This window comes from Streptomyces sp. NPDC101165 (genome assembly GCF_044768135.1).
Classification (GTDB): Bacteria; Actinomycetota; Actinomycetes; order Streptomycetales; family Streptomycetaceae; genus Streptomyces.
This window is the reverse complement of record NZ_JBIWPG010000012.1, coordinates 306,810-324,369: the sequence shown is the minus strand read 5'-3', so window position 1 is coordinate 324,369 and position 17,560 is coordinate 306,810. Positions and strand designations below refer to the sequence as shown.

The window sequence follows — 17,560 nt, the reverse complement described above, 5'->3', positions numbered from 1 at the left end:
CTTCAGAACCAGAGACGCCTGTCACATGAAACCGTCTTTCCATAAGTAATTGTTGAGTGTCCCTCAAGTGCCCTTTATGGAAGGGCGCCGAGGAACGCCTCGGGCTTGGCCGAATGCACCGCCGAACCGATGCGCCTGAGCAAGCATTCGCCATCGGCGTGGCCGCTGACCAACGGGACTAGCCAGGCGTCGGGTCATCAGCGGGACGGAGGGGGTTCCAGTCGATCCGGCCGTCGACACCGGCGACCGCAGGGGGCTCCAGGGCGGGTGGCGGTGCATGAAGTGGGCGAAACTTCCGCGTCATGGCAACGCGTCAATAGCCTTCACGATCAGCGCGCGAACGGCGGCGCCATACACAGCCATGCCGCGCAGCTGCTCGAAGGCCTGCAGGTACAGCGCAGTTTCGGATGGCTGTGTGATTCGTACGCGTGCGGAGACCAGCTCCACACCAACGAGGCAGCCGTCACAGACGTGGAAGGTCTCGCGCGGCCACGGTTCTCTTCCGGCCGTCGCCATGGGGACAATGCCGAGAGACACCTGGGGAAGGGTCCCGGCGGTGAGAAGGTGCCCGAGCTGTGCCGCCATCGCGTCGGCCTCGCACACCTGATGGCGCAGTACCGCCTCCTTGATGACGGCCACCAGTCGGAGTCCCGGCTCGTGGATGATGCGGCTGCGGTCGACACGGATCCGGGCCGCCTCGGCGCTGTTGTCCACGGGCACGTCCCGGAAGCGGGCGCTGATCCCGAGGATGCCTGCGGCCTCGCCCTTGGTCTGCAGGAGGCCGGGAGCTGTGCCAGAACCCGTTCTCGTGAACAAAGCCACCCGGGCGATGTCGTCCAGGGCCCTGAGGTCCGGCTACCGGGGTAAGTGGTGGGCGGTGTGCCGCACACCGGGGCACTCCGCCGTGCTGTGGCCGGGCCCGGGGTCCAGATCAGAGTTTGCTGCACGGTGTTGAAGCTGCCGCCGAGGTTCCGTGTGACGGTGGGTGTGGGCACGTAGGTCCTGGCGTCGCAGTGGATCGCCGCGTGCTGATCGACCTTGGGCTTTCGTGGCGCCCAGGCCCCGTCGTCGTGGGCTCCGTGGCGGGATGTGCGGCGGTCGGGCCGTGGTCTGCTCTTGCCGGGGGGGCGAATGGGGGCTGGGGCGTGACGCCACCCATAGGACCCACGTCACGTCCTATCGTGGATCGTAGGCGGGCTTCGCTGTGAGCAGGGAGGGAACCCACCGAAATGCTCATTCCGGGCATTTCTCCGTAGTGGGGTAGTACGTCACATTCTTGCGCCTGTTTCTGGCCGCCGCTAATCATGTTTCTCGTTGCCGGGAGCTGCGAGGCCGACCGGGCGTTCAACGCCAGGCCTGTCCGTTCCCGCCGCGCAGCACGGGGCCTCGCCCCGACGCCCTACAGGCCGCGACCGACACCGGCCGGCGCCTCTAAGACGTCTCACAGGAGAGTCCCATTCTCATGACCGCGATCACCGCCCCCCGCCGCCTTGCCCGCCTGCGTACTCTCGCCCTGACCGGCATCGCCACCACCGGCGCCGCGGCCGCTGCTCTCACGCTGATGCCGGCTTCCGCGCAGGCCGCGGAGGCGCCGCAGGCCGCCCACAGCATCGCGGCGCCCGCCCGCGACAGCCACACCGAACCCAAGGGCACCAGCGGCAGCGCGGGGAACCTCGACGGCTGGATCAAGAAGTCCCTGGCCATCATGAAGGAGAAGGGCATCCCGGGCAGCTACGAGGGCCTGCGCCGCAACATCATGCGTGAGTCGGGCGGCAATCCCAACGCCCAGAACAACTGGGACGTCAACGCGCAGAAGGGCACCCCCTCCAAGGGCCTCCTGCAGGTGATCGACCCCACCTTCAACGCCTACCACGTCGCCGGCACCGCTCACAGCGTCACCGACCCGGTGGCGAACATCACCGCGGCCGCCAACTACGCCGCGCACCGCTACGGTTCCATCGACAACGTCAACTCCGCGTACTGACGCCACGGGTAGCAGTGCCGTGAGGTGTGCACATCCAGCGCATCCAGCACAGTGGACAGGGATTCGGCTCGGCCACGGTGAAAGCCGGGCCAGTGCGCGCCGTCACCAACGTCATTGCGGCGGGGGAGCCGTCATGGACGCCTTCGCAGTCTCGAACTCCCCGGACGGCGAGTGCGTGTCGTGAGGCTATCCCGGGAACGTACGGAGGCCGACACCACTCAAATCGCAGCTCGCCTCCCACAACCGCGCAGCGGTCCAGGCGTCGGTGAGATAGTTCCACACCGGTTCCTGTCGGGGCTTGCCACGCAGGCCGAGGATCGCGGGCCCCACAGGTGTCCTCCGCGCACATCAGGGTCAACACCACCCGCCAGCTGGGCAGTGCAACCGGCGTGGCCCTCGGCGGCACCCTGCTCGCCACTGCTGCCACCTACGGTCAGGTGGTGATGGGCGCCTCCGGTCGTACCGACCGGGCGACTTCACATCCTGTCGCCCCGACTCTGCTTTCAGCAGGTCGGAGTGCGGTCTCTCATCCGTGAGAGGGGGGCCTTCCGTGCATCCGGGGCTGCTGCAGCCGGGCCGCGAGCTCCCCCGGCAGGACGTCCCGGTTTGCCGGAGTGAGCTGGACGACCTCGACGTCGGCGCGCCGCTTGAGGGCGTCGGTGAACGGATCGCGGTGCGTGTGGACCGTGGCGACGACGTCGACGTCGGCAACGAACAGCGCGTCGACCGCGTGCCGGAACGCCGTGCATGCCAGTTCCATCCGCCCCAGCTCGTCGATGAGCACCAGCAGCCCTGTTGCCTCCTTGGTTGCTGCCGGCCGAAGCGACGGCAGCGCCAGTCGTTCCATGACGCCCGGGTCGACGCCGTATTTCCCTACCCGTGGCGGACCGGGCAGGTCGACATGGGCGAGCACTTCCCGCCGGCCTGCCAGGGTCTCCAGGGCGAAACCGACGCGGGCGCCGGATTGCCGGATCTCCTCCGTGGTGAAGCCGGTGGCCGCGTGGCTGGGCAGCAGCGCGGCGAGCCGACGCAGGGCGGTCGTCTTGCCCGCGCCAGGGCGGCCCTCGAGCAGGATCCTTGTCGGCACACTGCCATCTTCACCCCCCTTTCGGAGGCGGGCCGGGTGGGGTCGGCCGAGCGGGGGTTTTGGGCTGTGAACCGGTGCCGGTGCCGCCGTTGCGGGTATGGCGGCGCGCATGAGCGGAATTCAACTCAGCAGCACCGCGTTCGACGACAAAACGGTGATCCCCCGTCGGTACAGCGGGGAGGGCGAGAACATCTCACCGCCCCTGACCTGGTCGGGGGTGCCCCACGAGGCCACGGAGCTGGTGCTCCTGTGCGAGGACCCGGACGCGCCGGGGACGACCTTCCTGCACTGGCTGGTGACCGGCATCGATCCGGGGACCAGCGGGACGGCGGAGGGCCAGAAGCCCCAGGGCGGCCTGCCCTGGCCCAATGGATTCGGCCGCGTGGGCTGGGGAGGGCCGATGCCTCCACCGGGGCACGGGCCGCACCGCTACTTCTTCCGCCTGCACGCCCTGTCCGAGCCGCTGCCGCTGCACGGCCACCCGGGCGCCGAGGACGTGCACCGTGCCCTGAAGGGCAGGGAGCTGGCCTCCGGCACCCTGGTCGGGACCTACCAGCGCTGAGCGCGTCACCGCTGGTCATAGCTATGGGCACCGTACAGCCGGACGAACCGGGCCGCGGTGACCGTCCTGCGGTGCACCAGGTTGTGGGCCCGCCGCTCGTACAGCTCGACGCGCTCCTGCCCGCCCTGGCCCCTCGGCTGGACGAGCCGGCCACCGGTGCGGAGCTGATCCACGAGCGGCTCAGGCACTCGCGGGAAGGCCGCGCAGACGATGACGGCGTCGTACGGGGCACGGGGCGGCATCCCGAGGGTCCCGTCGCCGAGCACGACCTCGGCATTGCCGACGCCCTGCCCGGCCAGCCGCAGACGGGCCTCGTCGACCAGGTCGGGCCAGCGCTCGACGCTGACGACGTACGCGCCCAAGCGCGCGAGCACCGCGGTCTGCCCGTATCCGGTCCCGATCTCCAGGACCAGTTCGTCTCCGGTGAGGCCGAGAGCGGAGACCATCATGGCGATCAGCGAGGGCTGGGTGGTCACCGGTCCGTGGGGGAGCGGAACGGGCGTGTCCCGGTACGCGGATGCCACCTCGTCCTCGGGGCGAAATCCGCCCGCGGGATGCTCCGTACAGCCTCCAGGAGACGGGCGTCGGTCACGCCCACGGCGTAGGCCGCGCGGACCAGATCCTCGGGGGCCCCTTCATGGGCCATCGGACCGCGGGGCCGTGGCGATGGCGCCGGCGGCCCCGGTCGTGGTGCGTTCCGGAAACCGCGCGGCGTAATCGTGCTCGCCGCCCGTCGTCGCCTCGTCGCCTCGTCGCCTCGTCGCTCACGTGCTTGGCGCCGTTCTCGCATACTCGTTGCCGTGCCGGTGCGCGGGGCCCGGTTCCGGCCAGGCGCAGCCCGGGCAGCCGTAGCCCTTGGTCTGGTCGAGGTTGAGCAGCGCCAGCGCCGTACGACGGACCATCGTCTGCTCCCGGGTGTACCGCAGCGGGTTGGCCACCGCCGGAACGCCTACCGCCCAGGTCTTGGGCGGGGTGATCGAAACGTCCGTCTCCTCCGCTCTGCTCCTGTTCCTGCGCATGTGCCCCACCCGCCGCTCATACGTCGCGCTGCCGTTCCAGCCCAGTGTCGGCATGTTCCGCGCGGCGCGATCCGGCGCGGTGGTGGGCCGAAGGGTGCGACCCATGATCCGGAAGGCGCAGCGCAGCGGCGTCAGGACGGGGTCCCCGGGTCGGTGTACCGCAGCAGGGCGCCAACGCCCTCGTACAGCCTCAGCTCGCTCTCCGGTACGACGACCAGCTCGGCACCGGTGCCGACGAGGGCCCGGACGAGGGCCTCGTCGCCGCGTTCCTCGCGCGGGGCCCGCACGCCGAAGGACATCAGCTCCGCCTCGGTCAGGGCGAGCTGAGTGGGCTGGGAGCCCGTCCAGAGCCGCAGCGAAGACCCTGGCGGCCGGTTCAGCAGCAGTGCCGCGACCTGGCCGCGCTGGAGGGCGGCGACGGTGGCGGCCAGCCCGTCCGTCATGGGTCCGTCCAGGGCACGCCGGCCGATGAAGATGTCCACGAGTTCCCGGTCGTGCGCGGCCATACGGCCGCGGAAGACGCCGTCGAGCTGCGGCTCCAACAGGGCGCGTCCGGTGTCGGTCGGGGTTCGGCCGCCCACGCGTACGACCTTGTCCCGCAGGCTGTGCGGCAGTCGGCGGATCAGTACGTTGCACGCCCACTCGTCCCCGCCCACGACGACGGCGTCGGCATGGGCGCGCCGCGCCCGTTCGTCCAGCCGGTGACCGAGCCGGAGGGAGGTACGGTGCCAGGTCGCCACCGCGACCCTGTAGTGGATCCGCTCACCCGGGGTGACGGTCGACACGGGCCAGGCGCCGGTCTCCGCCTCCAGAGTTACCCAGCCGTGGGTCTCGGCCGTCGGAAGGCCGCCGTAGTGGACGACTACGGCCATGTAGGGGATCTCCGGAAGGTGCTGGGTGACCAGGGGCATCGCGTCCGGCAGGGTGCTGTAGCGGGCGGAGTCGTGCTCCGGTGGCCTGGGCAGCTCCCCGTCCAGGACGAGCGTGCCGTGGGCGGCGAAGATGGCATGACCGTGGACCCCCGGCACCTCTGTGTCGGCGCCGACCACCTCCTCCAGTACGTTCAGCAGCGCCCGGTCCGAGCCCTGACGGGACAGGCTCTCGCGCAGCCGTCGCCAGCGCTGCGCGATCGCCCGCTCGGGATGCTCGACGTTTCGGGAGGTGTCCAGGTACACGGAGGCGAACGGGCCCGGCTCCGCGTAGAGGGGTTCAAGGAACGACAACCTCATCGCCACTCCTCGTCGACGGCCTCCCCTCCTTTGATGATGCGCGCAGCGGGGGCGATGGAGCTCGACGAGCGCAAAGCGGTGCGGAACGCGGGGCTGTCAGGCGCTGGCAGCAGCCGACCCATCGTGAGCATGGCGGCGGCAACCAGGCCGTCCAGCATCGCGCCACGGATCACCCATGGGAGCTCCTGCAGGCCTATCGACAGGGTCGGGGTTGCCTTTGCGGAGGTCGGCGGACACGAACAACACCGCCCTGGGCAGCGCAGGGGCGATCCGGGCGCGCAACCGAGGGTCCAGCAGCAGCTGGGCCGCCTGTTCGGGCCCGGCCCGCAGGACCAGGGTGCGCCGCGGCCGTTCCCACCAGGCCCGGGCGTGGGTCAGCGCCAGCGGATCATCATCCGCGTAGACGATCCGGCAGCGCACATCGATGCTCTGCGCGATCTGGTGCACGCCCACCTGGGTGGGCAGCCCCACGCCGAAGACCACGACTCGGTGAGGTCTCCCAGGTGACCGGCTGGGGCCGGGACAAAATCAAAGAAGCAGCGTGGCCACGGCTCGCCGACCCCCATCGCGAGCGGCAGCGCAAGCCCAAGGAACCGGTGGGTGGACACCTCCCGGAGCAGCCGAGAGTGAACCTCTCCAGGCTCGGTAGAGAGCGCTGATGCTTGGAACGATGCGTCCGTGCCTGCCCAGCGGAAGTACCCACCGGAGCTGATCGAGCGAGCGGTGCGGATGGTCGCAGACAAGCAGCGCGAGACCCCGGGACGGCCGGGGATCATCCGTGAGGTCGGTGACCTGCTCGGCATTCATCGCGAAGCCTTGCGGCACTGGGTGAAGAAGCACGATGCCCAGGCTGCCCCGCAGGCTGCTGACGCCCGTGACGAGTCCGTGCGGATTTGGCAGCTGGAAAAGGAGAACGCCGAGCTGCGGTGGGCGAACGAGACCCTCAAGGCCGCGGCTGCCTCTCTTTCGTGGCGGAGCTCGACCCCCGAACGCCGCGCTGATCCGTTTCATCGATGCTCACCATGAGCGGTTCGGCGTCGAACCAGGGCATCAGGTCGCGCGGGAGCATCCGCCACTGGCAGCCCGAGCGCAGTACATAGAAGATCGAGTCGAGCACCAATCGGTCTCCGTACTTACGCATCCCACCGCCTTTCCGCAGGTTACGCACGGGAAGGAGCGGCCCGATGACCTCCCACATCTCATAGGTCAGGCTGGACGGACAGCACGGGCCGCTGACGGCCTGGGAGTTGTCGCACTGGCACACACCACGTGATCATTCCGGGGCCGTCGCCGTGCCTGGACAGCAGATCGCGATCGTCACGCGTCTCGCATGACCAGCCGGCCCGACACGCTCTGCGCCGTCGTCGAGGAAGCACGGTGGTCCCGTGGTGCCACGGCCCCCACCACCGAGTGGGCAGACTCCGGCGACATCGGAGTCTGCCCCCACACTTCGTCTCCGCCGTTGGCCAGGAGGGAGTGGCACCATGGCGCCCATGTTGAACTACAACCTCGCCGTACCCGATGTAGATGACGCCGGTGTCCTGTCCGCGCTGGTGGCTGAGGGCGACGAGCTCGACGTCCTGGTCAGGGCAGTGGAGGACTGGTCCATACCGACACCGGCGCCGGGCTGGACGGTCGCCCACCAGATAGCCCACCTCGCGTGGGCGGACGCGAACGCACTCAGCGCCTTACGCACTCCGGACGCGTTCGGCGCCGAGCTCGGGCGGGCGGAAGCCGAAGGCAGCGGGTATGCAGACAAGGCCGCCGCCGCGGGAGCGGCCAAACCGCGGTCGGTACTCCTGGACGAGTGGCGGGCCGGTCGAGCGGAACTGGCGGCGGCACTGCGCGACACGCCATGGGATCACGCATTCCCCTGGTACATGTCGAAGGTGACCCCGGCCCTGATGGCGCCCCTTCGTCTGATGGAAACCTGGGCACACGGGCAGGACGTCTTCGATGCTGTGGGCGTGGCACACCGCCCGACGGATCGACTGCAGCACGTGGCGTCGCTGGGGGTATTGGGGCGGGCTCTGTCCTTCGCCGCCGTCGGACTGCCTGAGCCGGCGGACTCCTTCCGCGTCGAGCTGACGGCACCTGACGGCAGGACCTGGGTGTGGGGCCCCGAGGCTGCCGCGCAACGGGTGCAGGGCGGCGCCATCGACTTCTGTCTGTGTGTCACCCGGCGTCGCCCCTGGTCCGAGACCAACATGACGGCGACCGGCGAGGACGCCCAGAAGTGGCTGGAGGTGGCGCGCGTCTTCCTCTGAAAGCGTGTCGGGGTGCCTGGGTCATGCGAGACGCGTGACGGTTGCGATCTGCCCTCCAGACACGGCGACGGTCCCGATCACGTGGTGTGTGCCAGTGCGACAACTCCGAGGCCGTCAGCGGCTCATGTCGGCGTAATCAGCTGGCCACCCGACAGGCTCTCAGGCGGCGGTGGCTTCCCCAGCGTCCACGAGGACCTCGACACTGGGGAGGTCATCGTCCAGGGGCCCCACTCATCGACCCCGCCGATCTGGCCCAGCTGCAGCAGGTGGGCCCGGATGAGGTTGCAATCGTTGTGCCGCGTAACACGCTGGTGGACTTCGGGCCGCGGTACGAGAGCGCCCCGGCTCATCAACGCCGGCGACGAGTTCGACCGGCTGTTCTCGACGTTCGAGCACACCGCCTGGCGGCTGGAGACACGGCGCCTGCTACGCCAGTGACGAGCAGACCAGCGACCACCGATCGGCAAACTTGAGGCGTGCATCCGGAAGCGTACTGGCGGAGAGGGCAGGATTCGAACCTGCGTGGGCCTCGTGAGGCCCGACCGTGAGGCATGCTCGCTGGTTCCTGATCAACTCCGGGCATGCGCTGCTTCAACCGGCTCAAGGGCTCCCGCGGACTTGCCACCAGGTACGACAAGACCGCCACCTCGTACGAAGCGGCGGTCAGCCTCACGCGTCCCTGCTCTGGGCAAGATCTGTTCGAAAACGGATCCTAGTGCGCCGACCTGCTGTCGCTCCTCGGTGGTGCGCGGGGAGGCATCGGGAGCCCACGTGAGGCGCCCGATGGCGGAATCACGGGTTCACGCGGCGGCTGTCACTGTGTGTCCCTACAGTGGGGCAGCGGGTGACGGTGCGTCTGTGGTTCGGCGGCTGCACCCCGAGGACCTCCGGTGCGCACGGGGGGCCTCACTCGGAGCGTGTGACGTCGGTTGGGGGGCCGGTGAACTACTCGGTTCGGATCAGGCACGATTGGCAGTGCCGCAGGTGCGGCGAAGACGTCCAGGACGACACGTACATGGTCGTCGACGCCCTGGCGCGGCCGGACTTGGTGCAGGGAGTGATCAAGGGCAAGGTGCCGTCGGTCACTTGTCCGTCCTGTGGCGCGAGAAGGGCCCGGTTCTTCCCACTGTTGGTGTACCGCGGCGAGGCGACTGGGCAGTTGGTCTACTTCTATCCACCCCACACCCCGCCTGAGCAGGACGAGGCCAACAAGAAGCTCTACGTGGAGGCGCTGCTCGACAGGCTGGGGCCGGTGAGTGCGGAGGAGGCGGAGAACTCCGGCGTCCTGTCCGTGCCGTTCGACGCGGCACGGGGAGTGCTGGGGCCGACTGCGCGCGGCGCCTCGGCGGGCGGAGGGCCGCGCATGTGCAGGGTCAAGCCCCGGCGCTCGGCACCACCGCCTGAAGTGCTGCGGATCGGCGCCGAATTGGTGGCGTCCGGGCGTGCCGGGCTCGGCCGGTCGTTGAGCGACAGGCCGCTCGCGGAGGAGCTGGCGCGTCTGGCGGAGCGGGCGCTGGAGCTGTTGGGCGACCGTGACCAGCCCGAGTTGCGGGGTGACCTGGAGATGACGCTGGGCATGATGCTGAGCAGTGTGAACCGCGGGCAGGACGTCATCGGCCTGGAACGGGCCATCGGCCTGCTGCTGCGCAGAGCGCGCAGCGTTTCGAGGGAGGAGGACCCGCAGGGCTGGGCCATAGCGCGATACGAGCTGGCACGCGCCTATGGCCAGCGCTACACGGGCGACGTCCACGCCAACCAGGAGCTGGCCATCCGGCACCTGCGGGCGGCTCTGGAAGAGACAGAGCCGGAGCGCAATACCGGGACGTGGGCACGTGTCCGCAGCGAGCTGGCGAAGGTGCTGATCGATCAGGGCACTCAGTCCGCACCCGGCCAGATCGAAGAGGCCATCGGCCTGCTGGAACCGGTCGTCGCCCGGCTCGACCCCGCCCGGGACAAGGAGCTCTGGTGCGACGCTCAGAGTTTCCTCGCCGGCGCGTACAACGTACGGCAACAAGGCGACCCGGCCGTCAACAGGGAACATGTGGTGCGGCTGTACGAGCAGCTGGACGCCGTCGAATCGGAAGAGACCGACCCCGAACAGTGGGCCAACACGCAGGCCCGACTGGCGGTCTCACTCTCCAAGAGAATGCGCGGGGACAGCCGGGAGAACAGCCTTCGCGCACGCGAGCACCTGCTGCGGGCGCTCGCCGTCTACGAGCGGGTCGGCGACCGCGGCGAGGCCTCCAGCACCTACGACAAGCTGGCCGTCGTCGCAGGCGAACTCGGCGAGTACGACGAGGAGATCCGCTGCCACGAGGCCGCCCTCGTGAACCGCCACAAGGACACCGCTCCCCACCTGTGGGCACGCAGCATGTCCAAGCTCGGCTGGGCCCTGCTCGAGCAGGCCGAGAGAGCCGAGGCGGAAAAGCCTGCCGCCAGGGCACGGCGGGGTCTGGGGCACATCGAAGACGCCGTCGCCGCCTACGAGGGTCTCCCGACCGGGTTCGAACTCGGCTTTCAGCTCATCTCCTTGGCATTGGCGTGCCGGGTCTGTCGCAAGCTGGACCCCTCGCGGGAGGACGAACTTCGTCAGCGGGAGCTGTCCGTTCTGCGGGAAGCGATGGAGCGTGCCTACGGGCACAGCGGCCTGCTGCGAACCGCGGCAGAAGAGCTTGGTGACGCCCTCGCGGAACGGACCGAATGGTCCGCGGCGGCCGACGCGTACCAGCAGGCCGTAGAGGCGGACGAACAGCTGTTCCGTGCCTGCCTGGTGAGCTCCTCGCGGGAGCTGCAGCTGAACTCGGCCGGGGATCTGCATCAGCGAGCCGCCTACGCACTCGCTCGCGCGGGCCGGTTGGAAGAGGCGCTGCTCTGCCTGGAGCGCGGCAGAACACGCAACTTCAATCTGGCCCTGTCACCGGATCACGACCAGCTTCACCGGCTGGCGCAGACGGACCCGGAGACCCACACCGCCTACGTGCGAGCCGCCGAAACCGTACAGACCCTGGAGGCCCGTAACCGTGAGCTGAGCCGCCAGGGAGCCCCGCGGGACGGCGGGCGGGAGTTGGAGGCGGCCGAGTACGAGCTGGGCGGAGTTCTCGACGAAGCCAGGGCGGAGCTGGCCGCCGCCCTGGCTCGGGTCAGGGCGCTGCCGGGTATGGAGTCCTTCCTGCGGGAGACGACGCGGACCGACATCCTGGGGGCCGCACGACCGGGAGAGCCGCTCTGCTACATCGCCGCGACGAAGAACGGGAGCCTGTCCCTGATCGTCCGGCACGAGAGCGATCCCGGGCTCCGCGTCGAAGCCGTGGAGTCCACGCTGACCGCCGCGGACGCCCGTGCGCTGGCCGACGCCTTCGCCGCAACCGTAGCCGAGAAGGGAGGGGAGCTGCGGGAGCTGCTCCCGCGGCTCGGGGAGGAGTTGATCGGACCCGTCGCCGTGGCGCTCGGCACGGCGACCGGCGTGGTCGTGATCGCCTGTGGCCCTACCGCCCATCTGCCCCTGCACGCCGCGCACCTTCCTTCGACGGGCGAGCCGCTGCTTGCGACATGTGCGGTCGCGTACGCACCGTCGGTGCGACTGCTCCTTGCGGCCAGACACCGGGCCGCTGCACCGCTGTCGGAACCCCTTCTCGTGGCGGCGTCCACCCCGGGCCAGGACGGAGGACTGCTCGCCGCGCAGGAGGTGGAGACGCTGCGGCGGCTGTTCGCCGCGGTGGGGGAGAGCCGGGACGTCACCGGCGATCCGCCCGGGGCGGAGGACGGGTGCACAAAAGGGGACCTGGTCGACGCGCTGTCCGGCGGCAGCCACGTCCACCTGGCATGCCACGGCGCCTACGACCCGACCGATCCGCTCGCCTCCAGGCTCGACCTCGGCGGCGAGCGCATCACCCTGGCCGACCTGCTGAACTCACGTCCCCGGCCGCTGGAGCGGGCCCGGCTGGTGACCCTGTCGGCCTGTGACACCGGGCTCGTCGACCCCAGCCTGCCGGACGAGGCGATCGGGCTGCCGACCGGCATCCTGCTGGCCGGGGGAGCGGGCGTCGTCTGCACGCGCTGGAGGACGAACGACACCGCGGCCGTGCTGTTGATGATCGCGTTCTACCGGCGGCTGCTCGGCCATGGCGTCGAGCCGCCCCCGTACGGCACACCGCCCGGCGTTGCCGAATCGCCCACACAAGCGCTGCGGTGGGCCCAGTTGTGGCTGCGCTCGGCCACCGTGCCCGAACTGCTGGGCCTGCACTGGCTCCCCGCCGAGATCCGCCGGCGGCTGATGTCCCGCCGCGTGCCGGCGCGTCCCTTCCGGCACCCCTTCCTGTGGGCACCCTTCAGCATGGTGGGGGCATGATGACCGAGGTGCCGGACACGACCGCGGCCGACTTCCTGCACATGCCCGCCTACGAACGGGTCGCACGCTTCGCGCTCGTCGACACCCCGGCCGTCCGGCGCACGGTCTCGGACAGGGATGTGGCCTCCATACTGGGCTCGCTCTGCCTGGCTTACGCAATGGAAGAACGCTACGACGAGGCCTTCGCCGCAGGGCTGCGGGCACAGCGGATCGCCAGGGGCCGGGCGACGGACGACCCGGCGCTGCTCGGCCACGTCCTGCTCAACCTCGGGGTCGCTCACAGCCAGGCAGGTGACCTCGAAAAGGGCCTCGCCGCGTATCTCGAGAGCTGGACGCACGCACGCCGTGGCGGCGACGAGGAGACGCTGTTCAAGGCCGGTGCGAACGCCTTGCTGGCGCTGGAGGCCGGGCGGCCGACCGGGGAGGCCGAGTTCGCCTTCCTCCAGGAGTGCCGTGCCGTCTTCGAGGCGGCGGACCGGCAGCCGGAAACCGCGCGGGCCTCCCGGTTGCTCGGGGAGGCGCTCCTCGACCGCGGACAGGTGGCGGACGCGATCGCCGTCCTGGACCGGGTCCTGGTGCTGACCGAGTCGCTCGGGGGCGCCCGGTCGATGCGGCGGGAGACGACCCGGCTCCTGCTCGAAGCGGACCGGCGCATCGGCGACCCTGCGGACGCACCGCCGCTCGGCCCCGGCACCCTGCGCGAGGTGCGCGCTCTGGTCGACGACGGTGTGGAGAGCGCGTTGCGGGGCATCGTGCCGCGCACGAGGACGTGCTTCTCCCGTGCCCTGGCCCTGCTGGAGCGGCGCGCCCGGCCACGGGAACGCCTGCTGGCGGCATTCCTGCTGCTCGTAGGCGCCCAGCTCGCCTTCCACGAGGACGATGAGCCGGCGACGATCGAGCTGATGAAGCGGGCCGGGCAGGAAGTGGAGCTGATCAAGCCGTCCCTGGCCGAGTGGGTGAAGACCCGTGCCTATCATCTGGACCTCGGCGCACTGAGCACGCTGGCCCGGAACGCGGCCGTCAGCGCGCGCGAGCGGGGGAGCGGACCATGACACCAAGTACCGTCCAGCAGCTCGCGATCCTGGTGCTGCTGATTCTGCCCGGCACCTCCTACCTCTTCGCGAGGGAGCGGCTCCTCGGGATCCGCGAGGCCGAGCAGGAGGTGAACAACCGCTTTGTGCGCGCCCTCGCCGTCGGAGTCCTGCTCGACGCCGCATATCTGATCACCGTCGGTCCACACCTGATACGTCTGCTGCGGGGCGGGGGGAAGCGGCCTGTGACCGGTGTCGCCGAGCAGCCGCGGGAGGCCGGGCTGTGGCTGCTGCTTCTCGTCGTCGTTGTGCCGACGCTGGTGGCGTGGGCGGAGGCGTACTGGATCCGGCGTCGGCGTGCCGCCGTGCACGAGGGGACCCCCACCGCGTGGGACGCTCTCTTCCAGGACCGAGGGGCGTGTTTCGTCCGGGTCCGGCTGAAGAACGGCGGTTGGGTCGGCGGCTGGTACGGAACGCGCTCGCGTGCCTCCGCCTATCCGCAGCCCGGTGACCTCTACCTGGAGTCCCAGTACCGGATGGAGCCGGACGGCACCTTCGGACCACGGATGAGCGGCACGGCCGGCTTGTACGTCCGGGCCGCCGACGTCGACCTCCTGGAATTCCACGAACCGCGCCGCGACACGCGAGGAGACGCCGATGACGCAGTCTGACGCCGCCGACTATGAGGAACTCGACGACGACTTCGCGAGCTGGGCGGGCCCGCCGCGGGGCACCCACCATCCCAAGAAGGAGGACGTGCCCGAGGACCAGGTCCTGCCTCCGGAGGGACCGGCCGGTGTCTCCACCACCGTGGAACGGGACGGCGACACGTCGCCGCACTGATGTGACCGCGTGCGCGGTTCCTGGCGGCGCCCGCCGGACCGCCATGGACCGGGAGCCTCGGCCCGGGCGCCCTCAGGGCCTGTCTCCTTGACCGTCTGCAAACCGGGGCGCTTGCGGATGGTCCATGGCGGTGCCGTCAGGATTCCGCCCGAAGGCGGCCTCCAGAACGGCGGGGAGGTCTGCCTCCGGGACCGTAGCGCGCACCTCCGCCAGAACCTGAGAAAAGTCGTCATCGTCGATGACGCCCATGTGCTCCTGACGGAGTTGGTAGATGATCTCGACGAGCTCGGGTCTCAGCCGCATCCAGGCACGGGAGGTACGGATCTCTTCATCGACCTGGCGCATGAACCAGCGCATAACCTCGTAGGGGACGTCCACGTGCCCTACGCGCGGGTTGAAGCACACCGTCGGATCTCGTGCCGGATCCTCGTCAGGGACGATTGCGGTCACGAGATTCCGTTGCCCCGTTACAAGATCCAGTTCCAGATACCAGGCGCTGGTCCCTGGTCAAGCGCGACATCGGCAATCTGGCCGCTGCTGACCTCGGTCACATCACCAGGGCCGTGAAGCACCGGCTCAAGCAGATCCAGTACCGCCCGGACCTGGTCGACGGCTGCTTGGCCGCCACCGGACCGATCATGGACGGCTTACCGGCAGGCTGATGGAGCTGAGCCTAGAAAACTGCGAGCGCGACAACACGGGGTGCGCGAGAATTGCGTGATGATCACAGACGTCAACGTGCGCGAGGCTGACGCGGCTGATGCGCCAGTACTGGCCCGTCTGCGCTGGGCATTCAAGCAAGAGGACCATGACGGGGACCTCTCCGAGCCGGTTCGTCCCATGAAACACGCTGAGGACTGGATCCGGGACCGGCTCGCAAGTAAACGCTGGCTGGCCTGGGTCGCCGAAAGCGACGGCAAGATCTGCGGGCATGTCTTCCTCCACCTGGTGGAGAGGATGCCGGAGCCCTACGAGGACAACACCCCGGTCGGCTACGTCACCAACTTCTACGTGGTGCCTGAACACCGCAATCGAGGGTTCGGGGCAGCCCTTCTTCAAGCTCTGAGAAGGCATGCGCAGGGCAGCGGCATGGACGTCTTGATCGTCTGGCCGTCTGAAGGCAGTGTCCCGCTCTACCGCCGATCCGGGTTCCAGTCTCCGACCGAGTTGTTGGAGGCACGGTGAACTGACCACAGGTCATTGCGGACGGTGGCAGGCGTCGAGCCGGAGGACACTTCTTCGCTGAGTGCATCGGTCAGCCCATCGCCCTGCGCGTACCTCACGCCCCAGAGCTACCGGAGCCGGCCCGCCGCCGTCCGGCGAGCGGCCCCGACATCACTCAATCAAGTTCAGTAGTTTCTTCGTGACCTTCCTTGAAAAATGAGGCAGTAATGGATCGGATCCTGCCTGGCCGCGTAGCTCTGTCCGGCGCCGAATTTGCGCACGTGTTCGTGAATGGCCAGCGGTTGGACACGCTCCTTGCCACCCGCCTTCACGAGCCGGACCTCGACGGTCTGGTTCCGGCGTGGCTGCACTGGTGGGGTGCCGATGTTGAGAGCCAGGCAGGGTTCGACTACGTGCGGAGTCGCACCAAGCTTCAGGGGCTGACGTGTGAACTGCCAATCCTGCTATGTCCCGATGACTACGACTTCGCATGCACGTGTGTCATCGTTGAGGTCATTGCAGCTAATGACGTTGTCCGATGGCGGCGGTTTGGCTTGAACAACACCGAATTCTCGCCGCAGCGGCCTCTTCCCCGGCACATCGGTGAGCCGGTCGACTGGTTCTCGGAACCTCTCAGCTTTGTATTCGATCGTGAAGAGTACATAGCCTGCGTCCGGGAAGTCTCAGGGGGTCGACTGCTGTGACACCTGCCACGCGGCGAGGGCGGCAGCGCCGCTGAGTGCTGCTGGGACCGCAGCTATGTACGTATCGACGATGTCCGTCCAAGCTGCCGGATCCCGCTGGGGTCTCGCTTCACCTCTCCCGGAGTTGGAGCGTCACGGCGGGGAACGCCCCGCGATCCGACCGCGCCGGGACTCCTGTCCAGAACGTAATGTGTGAGTAGTTGAGGTGCGGAAAGTGCCGACATCGGCTTACCGCACGATCTGACGCTGCCGATGCCTACTGCTCCAGGGTGATGACGTTCAGCGCCTGCGGTCCCTTCGATCCCGTCCCCAGGTCGTATTGGACCCTGGTGTTTTCCACGAGCCTGGTCCCGGGCGGCTGAAGCTGGGAGTAGTGGACGACGATGTCCGGGCCGCAGACGTCCTGGGCGATGAATCCAAATCCCTTGGCGTCGTTGAAATGTCTCACGGTTCCGGTAGCCATGGCACGTCCCCGCACGCTCGCTGTTGATTGCCTGATCCACAGTCCCCGGAACAGGGCAGCGACGAATCCTGCGATCGTTTGAGTTGAGCCGATACGGCTACGGCCCGGCTCCATGTTCAGCGCGACGGGACACCGGGCGCGCCCCAGGGGCCCCGCGCAGCTGTACGACCCCGGACCCACCCACACGGGTGACACCCCTACAAGATCACCGTCGTTCGGGCACAGTCTGGGGGCCGGGCCGGCTCATAAGGCATCCGAGATAAGGCCTGCCGGGGCGTTGGTCGTTGCCGCCAGCGAGGTGCAGGACTTGGCGCCGCGGAGCCAGTTGTCCGGATCTGGGGCGGGCAGGCAGGTCAGGTCCGTCATGCCTGAGCGGTCGGCGCCGCGTAGGTGCTGCTCCCAGAGGCGTCGGCAGGCGATGGCGATCTCGATGGCGTGCGCGGACAGTGCTGTGCCGGGTCGCAGCCAGAGGCGGGCGAAGTACATCACCAGGTCTGCGGCGCCATCGCCATTCCCTGGCGCTCGGCGAGTTCCCGGGTGCGTTCGCGGATATCCGCGGGGACTTCACCGGCGCCGATCACCACCGCTGCGGGCACCGGAAGGTGGATAACGGCGTCGGCGAGCCGCTGGCCCAGGACATTCGGTTCGGTTCCGGGCACCGTGCTGACGGTTACGAGCAGCAGGACTTCGGCGGGGCAGACGACTCCATGGCGACAGCCTATGAAGGCGGCAGGCGGGGCGTGTCCCGAACGGGAGCGCGGTTGCCTCGCGGGAGGCAACCGCGCGATCACTGCCCTGATTGGCCGCCGAGCCCTGAAGTGGGGAACTGCTGTGCCGTTCTGAGTGTGGCGGGCGGGAC

The 17,560-nt window shown here is 69.1% G+C and carries 20 protein-coding genes and 2 pseudogenes; 10 read left to right on the top strand and 12 right to left on the bottom strand.

The window, feature by feature from the left end:
* Positions 1 to 300: 300 nt before the first annotated feature.
* Positions 301 to 816, bottom strand: a pseudogene (locus ACIRVH_RS27150) (Scr1 family TA system antitoxin-like transcriptional regulator); the annotation flags it as partial.
* Between the two features lie 646 nt (positions 817 to 1,462).
* On the opposite strand from ACIRVH_RS27150, the gene ACIRVH_RS27145 reads away from it, so the two are divergent.
* Positions 1,463 to 1,984 carry a transglycosylase SLT domain-containing protein gene (locus tag ACIRVH_RS27145; RefSeq protein ID WP_403957949.1) on the top strand — a complete coding sequence of 174 codons (522 nt, stop codon included), beginning with the start codon at positions 1,463 to 1,465 and terminating at the stop codon, positions 1,982 to 1,984.
* Positions 1,985 to 2,510: 526 nt separating this feature from the next.
* On the opposite strand, the gene ACIRVH_RS27140 is transcribed toward ACIRVH_RS27145, so the two are convergent.
* Positions 2,511 to 3,071, bottom strand: coding sequence for a nucleoside-triphosphatase (locus ACIRVH_RS27140; protein WP_403957946.1), 561 nt, complete (start codon positions 3,069 to 3,071; stop codon positions 2,511 to 2,513).
* Positions 3,072 to 3,180: 109 nt separating this feature from the next.
* Here ACIRVH_RS27140 and ACIRVH_RS27135 point away from each other — a divergent pair, with 109 nt between their 5' ends.
* Complete coding sequence (locus ACIRVH_RS27135) at positions 3,181 to 3,633, top strand: YbhB/YbcL family Raf kinase inhibitor-like protein (RefSeq protein WP_403957943.1); 453 nt, start codon at positions 3,181 to 3,183, stop codon at positions 3,631 to 3,633.
* A gap of 5 nt (positions 3,634 to 3,638) precedes the next feature.
* On the opposite strand, the gene ACIRVH_RS27130 is transcribed toward ACIRVH_RS27135, so the two are convergent.
* The 5 genes and pseudogenes from ACIRVH_RS27130 to ACIRVH_RS27110 form a co-directional block, all read right to left on the bottom strand.
* Complete coding sequence (locus ACIRVH_RS27130; RefSeq protein WP_403957940.1) at positions 3,639 to 4,157, bottom strand: protein-L-isoaspartate O-methyltransferase; 519 nt, start codon at positions 4,155 to 4,157, stop codon at positions 3,639 to 3,641.
* 217 nt (positions 4,158 to 4,374) lie between these two features.
* Positions 4,375 to 4,652: pseudogene (locus tag ACIRVH_RS27125) on the bottom strand (hypothetical protein); the annotation flags it as partial.
* Between the two features lie 131 nt (positions 4,653 to 4,783).
* A complete protein-coding gene (locus ACIRVH_RS27120) occupies positions 4,784 to 5,881 on the bottom strand; it encodes a hypothetical protein (RefSeq protein ID WP_403957937.1) in 1,098 nt (365 codons plus the stop codon).
* Positions 5,878 to 6,054: a hypothetical protein gene (locus ACIRVH_RS27115; protein ID WP_403958024.1), complete on the bottom strand. Its 177-nt coding sequence runs from the start codon at positions 6,052 to 6,054 to the stop codon at positions 5,878 to 5,880. Before ACIRVH_RS27115 ends, ACIRVH_RS27120 begins: the two co-directional genes overlap by 4 nt.
* Positions 5,978 to 6,352 (bottom strand): SAM-dependent methyltransferase, encoded by a 375-nt coding sequence (locus ACIRVH_RS27110; protein WP_403958018.1) that lies wholly within the window; start codon positions 6,350 to 6,352, stop codon positions 5,978 to 5,980. Before ACIRVH_RS27110 ends, ACIRVH_RS27115 begins: the two co-directional genes overlap by 77 nt.
* Positions 6,353 to 6,559: 207 nt before the next feature.
* Between ACIRVH_RS27110 and ACIRVH_RS27105 the strand changes: the two genes are divergently transcribed.
* Complete coding sequence (locus ACIRVH_RS27105; protein WP_403957934.1) at positions 6,560 to 6,907, top strand: transposase; 348 nt, start codon at positions 6,560 to 6,562, stop codon at positions 6,905 to 6,907.
* Here ACIRVH_RS27105 and ACIRVH_RS27100 read toward each other — a convergent pair.
* A complete protein-coding gene (locus tag ACIRVH_RS27100; protein ID WP_403957931.1) occupies positions 6,825 to 7,079 on the bottom strand; it encodes a transposase in 255 nt (84 codons plus the stop codon). The two genes, ACIRVH_RS27105 and ACIRVH_RS27100, sit on opposite strands and share 83 nt — an antisense overlap.
* 286 nt (positions 7,080 to 7,365) lie before the next feature.
* Here ACIRVH_RS27100 and ACIRVH_RS27095 point away from each other — a divergent pair, with 286 nt between their 5' ends.
* From ACIRVH_RS27095 to ACIRVH_RS27075, 5 genes are all read left to right on the top strand, one after another.
* Complete coding sequence (locus tag ACIRVH_RS27095) at positions 7,366 to 8,148, top strand: TIGR03084 family metal-binding protein (protein WP_403957929.1); 783 nt, start codon at positions 7,366 to 7,368, stop codon at positions 8,146 to 8,148.
* Between the two features lie 832 nt (positions 8,149 to 8,980).
* The gene (locus ACIRVH_RS27090) at positions 8,981 to 12,496 is read left to right on the top strand and encodes a CHAT domain-containing protein (protein WP_403957926.1); all 3,516 of its coding nucleotides are present in this window, start codon (positions 8,981 to 8,983) and stop codon (positions 12,494 to 12,496) included.
* Entirely contained in the window at positions 12,493 to 13,548 is a 1,056-nt protein-coding gene (locus tag ACIRVH_RS27085) for a hypothetical protein (protein ID WP_403957923.1), read from the top strand. Before ACIRVH_RS27090 ends, ACIRVH_RS27085 begins: the two co-directional genes overlap by 4 nt.
* Positions 13,545 to 14,198 carry a DUF6338 family protein gene (locus ACIRVH_RS27080; RefSeq protein ID WP_403957920.1) on the top strand — a complete coding sequence of 218 codons (654 nt, stop codon included), beginning with the start codon at positions 13,545 to 13,547 and terminating at the stop codon, positions 14,196 to 14,198. Before ACIRVH_RS27085 ends, ACIRVH_RS27080 begins: the two co-directional genes overlap by 4 nt.
* The gene (locus ACIRVH_RS27075) at positions 14,185 to 14,370 is read left to right on the top strand and encodes a hypothetical protein (RefSeq protein ID WP_403957917.1); all 186 of its coding nucleotides are present in this window, start codon (positions 14,185 to 14,187) and stop codon (positions 14,368 to 14,370) included. The genes ACIRVH_RS27080 and ACIRVH_RS27075 overlap by 14 nt, the downstream gene beginning before the upstream one ends.
* 72 nt (positions 14,371 to 14,442) lie before the next feature.
* On the opposite strand, the gene ACIRVH_RS27070 is transcribed toward ACIRVH_RS27075, so the two are convergent.
* A complete protein-coding gene (locus tag ACIRVH_RS27070) occupies positions 14,443 to 14,820 on the bottom strand; it encodes a hypothetical protein (RefSeq protein WP_403957914.1) in 378 nt (125 codons plus the stop codon).
* A 270-nt stretch (positions 14,821 to 15,090) separates the two neighbouring features.
* Here ACIRVH_RS27070 and ACIRVH_RS27065 point away from each other — a divergent pair, with 270 nt between their 5' ends.
* Together ACIRVH_RS27065 and ACIRVH_RS27060 are read left to right on the top strand one after the other, a co-directional pair.
* Positions 15,091 to 15,555 carry a GNAT family N-acetyltransferase gene (locus ACIRVH_RS27065; protein WP_403957911.1) on the top strand — a complete coding sequence of 155 codons (465 nt, stop codon included), beginning with the start codon at positions 15,091 to 15,093 and terminating at the stop codon, positions 15,553 to 15,555.
* 206 nt (positions 15,556 to 15,761) lie between these two features.
* The gene (locus ACIRVH_RS27060) at positions 15,762 to 16,238 is read left to right on the top strand and encodes a hypothetical protein (RefSeq protein ID WP_403957908.1); all 477 of its coding nucleotides are present in this window, start codon (positions 15,762 to 15,764) and stop codon (positions 16,236 to 16,238) included.
* A gap of 256 nt (positions 16,239 to 16,494) precedes the next feature.
* Here the strand turns inward: ACIRVH_RS27060 and ACIRVH_RS27055 are convergent, their stop codons facing one another.
* From ACIRVH_RS27055 to ACIRVH_RS27045, 3 genes are all read right to left on the bottom strand, one after another.
* The gene (locus tag ACIRVH_RS27055) at positions 16,495 to 16,701 is read right to left on the bottom strand and encodes a cold-shock protein (protein WP_403957905.1); all 207 of its coding nucleotides are present in this window, start codon (positions 16,699 to 16,701) and stop codon (positions 16,495 to 16,497) included.
* Between the two features lie 243 nt (positions 16,702 to 16,944).
* On the bottom strand, positions 16,945 to 17,187 hold the full coding sequence (locus ACIRVH_RS27050; protein ID WP_403957902.1) for a hypothetical protein: 243 nt from the start codon (positions 17,185 to 17,187) through the stop codon (positions 16,945 to 16,947).
* Positions 17,187 to 17,360, bottom strand: coding sequence for a hypothetical protein (locus tag ACIRVH_RS27045; RefSeq protein WP_403957900.1), 174 nt, complete (start codon positions 17,358 to 17,360; stop codon positions 17,187 to 17,189). The genes ACIRVH_RS27050 and ACIRVH_RS27045 overlap by 1 nt, the downstream gene beginning before the upstream one ends.
* Positions 17,361 to 17,560 lie beyond the last annotated feature (200 nt).

What these genes read in the sequence shown, in the direction of transcription:
- ACIRVH_RS27145 (WP_403957949.1), top strand. Translation starts at nt 1,463, where the DNA reads ATGACCGCGATCACCGCCCCCCGCCGCCTTGCCCGCCTGCGTACTCTC.
- ACIRVH_RS27135 (WP_403957943.1), top strand. Translation starts at nt 3,181, where the DNA reads ATGAGCGGAATTCAACTCAGCAGCACCGCGTTCGACGACAAAACGGTG.
- ACIRVH_RS27120 (WP_403957937.1), bottom strand. Translation starts at nt 5,881, where the DNA reads ATGAGGTTGTCGTTCCTTGAACCCCTCTACGCGGAGCCGGGCCCGTTC.
- ACIRVH_RS27100 (WP_403957931.1), bottom strand. Translation starts at nt 7,079, where the DNA reads ATGTGGGAGGTCATCGGGCCGCTCCTTCCCGTGCGTAACCTGCGGAAA.
- ACIRVH_RS27095 (WP_403957929.1), top strand. Translation starts at nt 7,366, where the DNA reads ATGGCGCCCATGTTGAACTACAACCTCGCCGTACCCGATGTAGATGAC.
- ACIRVH_RS27085 (WP_403957923.1), top strand. Translation starts at nt 12,493, where the DNA reads ATGATGACCGAGGTGCCGGACACGACCGCGGCCGACTTCCTGCACATG.
- ACIRVH_RS27080 (WP_403957920.1), top strand. Translation starts at nt 13,545, where the DNA reads ATGACACCAAGTACCGTCCAGCAGCTCGCGATCCTGGTGCTGCTGATT.
- ACIRVH_RS27075 (WP_403957917.1), top strand. Translation starts at nt 14,185, where the DNA reads ATGACGCAGTCTGACGCCGCCGACTATGAGGAACTCGACGACGACTTC.
- ACIRVH_RS27065 (WP_403957911.1), top strand. Translation starts at nt 15,091, where the DNA reads ATGATCACAGACGTCAACGTGCGCGAGGCTGACGCGGCTGATGCGCCA.
- ACIRVH_RS27060 (WP_403957908.1), top strand. Translation starts at nt 15,762, where the DNA reads ATGGATCGGATCCTGCCTGGCCGCGTAGCTCTGTCCGGCGCCGAATTT.
- ACIRVH_RS27055 (WP_403957905.1), bottom strand. Translation starts at nt 16,701, where the DNA reads ATGGCTACCGGAACCGTGAGACATTTCAACGACGCCAAGGGATTTGGA.
- ACIRVH_RS27050 (WP_403957902.1), bottom strand. Translation starts at nt 17,187, where the DNA reads ATGTACTTCGCCCGCCTCTGGCTGCGACCCGGCACAGCACTGTCCGCG.